Consider the following 3,193-nt stretch of genomic DNA (forward strand, 5'->3'; position numbering starts at 1 on the left):
GCTCAAACAGCTTTAATGAGATGCACGAGGTTAGTTGGGTTACAAAGGCAGCCATAATTTTTGACTTCAAAGGTTTGTAATTATAACCGACTGCTCCACTATTGTCAACACAGCAGGAAGTACGAGAAAAGCGCTGCATCCCTATTCCCGTTTTCCATCGATGATCGGCAAGGTAATTTTAACAGTGCTACCCTTACCCTCTCCAGGACTGACGAGGGTAATACTACCTCCCATCATTTCCATTAAATTCCGGGAAATAGCTAGACCAAGCCCTGTTCCACCACATTGACGGGTGGTCGAGCCATCAACCATCACAAAGGGACGAAATAGTTTTTTCTGTTGACTGAGATCAATACCAATACCTGTATCCTTAACAATAATCACAACCTGTGAATGAGAAGTTAGATCAGAAGCCTTGGCAAAACTTCTGTTGTTCTGAGACAGGGGTAGCGGTTCAATTCGGGTCTTAATGGTAATGCTGCCATTGTCTGTAAATTTGGTGGCGTTACCAACTACATTAATTAGAACCTGCTTGAGCTTAGCTGGATCAGCAGGAACGATAATCCCCTGATGCAAATCGCTGGTATGAAACTCAAGACCTTTCTGCTGAATGGGAATAGTCTGTAAATTTATGACTTCATCAAGCAACTCCCACAGGTAAATCGGCTCAATTTTTACCGATAATTTACCAGCTTCAATCTTCGCCATATCTAGAACGTCATTAATGATTTCCAGCAGATGCATGGCAGCATGATCAGCCCTTTGTAAAAAATCGATTTCTTCTTCGCGGTTGTCACAGAAACCATCCCGTATTAGTCGCAAACAACCAATGATGGCGTTCAGGGGAGTTCTCAGTTCATGGGAGGTATTCGCCAGGAATTCATTCTTGAACTTATTAGCAGTTTGGGCTTCTTTCCAAGTAGCTTCGAGTTCTTCTGCCCAATGTTTCATGCGTTCAATCATCCCACCGAAAGCTTCCGACAATTGGTTAACTTCCCTAATTTTGAAGTTTTGGGGTATACGATCGTAGGGTAGGAACTGAGATTGATTTAGAGCGTAGTCTCTGAGTTGTTCGAGAGGACGAGCTAATTCCCGAGCAACATACATCGTTGCCAACAGGGTTGCCCCAATCAAGCCACAGGTGAAGATTAGCAGAACGTGCTGAATCTCTTTGAGACCAGCCAAAGCAATATCAACGGGGGTAACCGCTAAAATCACCCACTTTTGACCTAGCTCAGCAGTAATCGGACTTGGAATTGAGGTATAGCCAGCGGTTAATTCCACGTTGTTTTTAATCCAGTACGACGGTTCAGCAACATCTTGTTCCTGTGCGATCGCTTTTCCGAAAACCCTTTTGAGTCCCTCTTGTTCTTCTTCCCGATTGATCTTGTCTGTGATCTTCTGTGCCACTGGCTCTTGATAGTGATGAGTCAAAACTTGCCCTTCTTGGTTAATCACTACCGGATAGCTCGACAATATCTGCCGTTGTGAGGCTGGTGTCTGTAGCAGAGCTGACTGGATGATCAGGGCAAACTGGAGTTGACCTGATCGGTTATAGACTGGGGCACTCAGGACTAGTTTGAGTTTACTGGTGGACTTGGGGGGATAGAGTTGGCTAGTTAAAGTTGTTGAGGGGTTTCTTGAGGGGTGTTTAGGCAGTAGTATGGTTACCTCAACCTGAGAACGGTTAGCGAATGATTGACTTTGCTGCACCGAGGATACAAAAGTCGGTCGGTTAGTTAGCAATTGGTTAGCACAGGTACTTGCGGCGATTGCTTTGCTCTGTAGCTCCATCAACTGTACACAATCGATCGGATGTGGTAACAGTTGAGCCAATTGTTCTACAAATTGTTGATAGGCGGTTGGGGATTCCGACTTTAGGGCTACAGCTTCACTGGCACTCACCAAGTTGGCTTTGAGGGCAGCAATTGACTCTTGAATGCTCTGTGCATGGAGTACAGCACTTTCCGTCAGATTTTGGCGAGCACTGTCCAACAGCAATGAGCGTGCCTTTGTGTAAGTCACATACACTCCTGCTAGTAAGACTGGCACACTTAGCAGCAGAAGGCGCGAAAGTAGAATGCGACGAAAGGAGGATAGACCTAGCTTAACCATAATTCGTCTGATATTGATGGCTCAGAACAACCCAACCGCACGATAATGGGGTTTGTTTACAATTACTCACTACAACCTTGGTACTCAGATTGATATCTTTATTCCCTCTATTTAGTTTATGGAAACTTACTGAAATAAATCCAGTTAATTTGAGTAATTTTTCTCTGCCATTCTCAACTAGGGTTGTGTCCATTTAACGTCAGATGGAAGGACAAAGGCATAGATGCATACCTTGGAGGATTCGAGTAGATCTACCAAGGTTTTCCCTGACTATCAAGACCTTCAGGGTTTGAAGTCCGTGACTAGATGTGTTATAGAAAAGATTTGCTAACCTTTCTAGCCCATCTGGAAAACCAAGTGGCTCTCGCTGATGGGGTCTTGTTTGGTGCAGGTACTTTGCGTGCCTATAGTGTGAAGTTAGTTTAACTTAAACTAAGAGATGGGATATCTGGTCATATCTCCTCTGATAACCCCCTCGACTAATTAAATAAAACTTGAAGTTAAATACTTGAAGTTAACGGAAAAAACGTTAAGGCTCAAGGTAAGAAACATTCCAGTTTCTCAGTAATTGATCCCAGGAATTGTTTCAGACTTGCTGACTTGCTGACTTGCTGACTTGGCCTTGGCCTATTGGCCACGCGGGGCGCGTTTGGCCACGCTACGCGAATAAACTTGCATACTAGCAGAATTGCTGACTTTACCAATCTCAAGTTCCTCTAATCCTAGATTACCCCAATGGTTCAACAACCCAAGCTTGACTATTCCGTTATCTGGGTCAACCGCATGGCAGATATTCCCCAATCCGCTTGGGATGACCTTGCCCAACCCCTAAAAACCCCTTTTCTGGAGTGGGACTGGTTGAATAATATTGAAACATCTGGTAGTGCTACTGCTAAAACGGGTTGGTTGCCCAATCACTTAACGGTATGGCGAGATAGACAGCTGATCGCGGCTGCACCTATGTATGTCAAAGGTCACAGTTACGGAGAGTTTGTCTTTGACCAACAGTGGGCGGATTTGTCCTACCGCTTGGGCATTTCCTACTATCCAAAGTTGTTGGGTATGACACCATTTACCC

At 44.6% G+C, this 3,193-nt stretch carries 2 protein-coding genes; one reads left to right on the plus strand and one right to left on the minus strand.

Annotation, left to right across the window (positions count from 1 at the left end):
* Positions 1-141: 141 nt before the first annotated feature.
* Positions 142-2,115, minus strand: coding sequence for an ATP-binding protein (locus tag F6K53_RS36115; RefSeq protein WP_293084235.1), 1,974 nt, complete (start codon positions 2,113-2,115; stop codon positions 142-144).
* A 735-nt stretch (positions 2,116-2,850) separates the two neighbouring features.
* On the opposite strand from F6K53_RS36115, the gene F6K53_RS36120 reads away from it, so the two are divergent.
* Positions 2,851-3,193: peptidogalycan biosysnthesis protein (locus F6K53_RS36120; RefSeq protein ID WP_293084237.1), on the plus strand; the 343-nt coding region annotated here is incomplete at its 3' end.

Origin of the sequence: Moorena sp. SIO4A1, assembly GCF_010672065.1 — a bacterium.
Classification (GTDB): Bacteria; Cyanobacteriota; Cyanobacteriia; order Cyanobacteriales; family Coleofasciculaceae; genus Moorena.